The sequence below is a fragment of the Mycobacterium sp. genome (genome assembly GCF_049673265.1).
Taxonomy (GTDB): Bacteria; Actinomycetota; Actinomycetes; order Mycobacteriales; family Mycobacteriaceae; genus Mycobacterium.
The window spans coordinates 1-1,664 of the sequence record NZ_JBATXN010000666.1 but is presented as its reverse complement, the minus strand read 5'-3'; the positions used below and the strand labels follow the sequence as shown (position 1 = coordinate 1,664).

2 protein-coding genes are annotated in these 1,664 nt (G+C 64.7%); both read right to left on the bottom strand.

What is annotated here, in order from left to right:
• Window positions 1–253: 253 nt before the first annotated feature.
• Window positions 254–1,215, bottom strand: a protein-coding gene (locus WBF82_RS22535) for an IS630 family transposase (protein ID WP_424385150.1) whose coding sequence is annotated in 2 segments (ribosomal slippage) — window positions 254–862 and window positions 865–1,215 — 960 coding nt in all. Because the reading frame shifts where the segments join, the coding sequence is not laid out codon by codon here.
• Between the two features lie 92 nt (window positions 1,216–1,307).
• Window positions 1,308–1,664 (bottom strand): hypothetical protein (locus tag WBF82_RS22530; protein WP_424385149.1); only part of this gene is annotated, 357 nt, incomplete at its 5' end.

Here is a 1,664-nt window from a genome sequence, read left to right as displayed (position 1 = left end):
GGCTACGTGTTCGTACCGGGCCGTCCCAGCGGCTATTCCGCGACCGCACCCCGCTACGCGGCGCCGCCCTATCCGCCCTATGGGCCGCCACCCTATCCGGGCAATCCGCCCCCCGGATATTAGGCGGCATCCGCCGCGGGGGGTACCAGTGGATAGAATCCAACGGAAGGTGCCCGCCATTGTGGCCCTGGCGCGCTACGCAGCCGCCGTTCCGTCCAGACTCATCCGTCTGATTTTCACCACTAGAGCGGAATCACCCTGACCGGCGATAGCCTGCATTGGCGAGATAGTTGCTGCACTCGTTGGGGCTGAACCGCTCGACGGTGCCGCCGATCTCGTTCCACAACGCCTCGCGGGAGCGTGGGGCGGCGCTGCGGATGATGTGTTTGGCTTTGCTGAAGACCGGCTCAATGGGGTTCAGATCGGGCGAGTATGGCGGCAGGAACATCAGGCTGGCGCCGCGTGCCTCCACCGCGTCGCGCACCCCTTTGACCTTGTGGCTGGCCAGGTTGTCCAGCACGACGATGTCTCCGCGGGAGAGGGTCGGTCCCAGCACCTGCTCGACATAGGCGCGGAACGCGACGCCATTGATCGCGCCATCGAACACTGCGGGCGCGACCAGTCGATCGTGCCGCAGGCCGGCGATGAAGGTGCTGGTGCGCCAATGTCCATGCGGTGCGGCAGCAACGAGGCGGGTGCCTTTGCGCGATCGGCCGCGCAGCCGTGTCATGTTGGTCTTGGCCCAGGTTTCATCGATGAAGACCAGACGTTCGGGGTTCAGGCGAGGCTGAGCGGCACGCCAGGCGTCGCGGGCGATGGCCACATCGGGCCGATCCTGCTCCGCCGCCCGGAGCGACTTTTTTTGAATGTCAGGCCGAATCGGGCCAGCGTCTTCCAGACCGTTGCCAGGCAAACGCGCACCTGATGTTCGGTGGCCAGCCAGTCGCGCAACTCGGCCATCGTCGCGTCGGGATGGCGCGCCACGTAGGTCAGGATCGCTTCACGATGCGCCTCCAGTCGCAGCGGTACATGGCATCGCTGGCGACCGGGCGCCGTGTCGCCCGTCCGCCGTCGTCGCAGGTCGGCCTTGTAGATGAACGACACACTGACCGCGAAGCGCTCGGCCACCTCGCGTGCAGGCTCGCCCGCATCGAATGCCGCCATCACCTTGTCCCGCAGATCCCGCGAATAAGCCCGACCTGACCGCCAGCTCATCTCAAACTCCGGATTGCCCCGGAGCTCGATGAATCACACGATCGACCCGTGCCGGAAGAGCAAATCGCGATTCCGGTCAGACCGGCTCCGCTCTAACTGCCACGCGTTGCCTCGTTGACACTCAACACTTCCATTATACTTCTTCTTTTGCTCGGGTCGACGACGAGGAGCGTTGTCTCCAACCATGTCACTGCCGCGTCCGGGTGAAACGCCTGGCTTCCCACCCATCGCTTTTCGGCGTGGGCAAGTAAACGCTGCATCTCTGTTCTCGCTTCCGCGTCGCGGCCGAGCCCAGAATACGCAAGAGCCCGCCACGCGAACTGCTCTGGTAGGGCTACAGGAATCGAGAGGCTGTGCGCGAGCGCCCGCTCGTAAGCTCCGACCGAAGCATAGGCGATCGACAGGTAAGGATGATAGTAGTCCGGTGGCGATGGATGCATGCGCAGCGC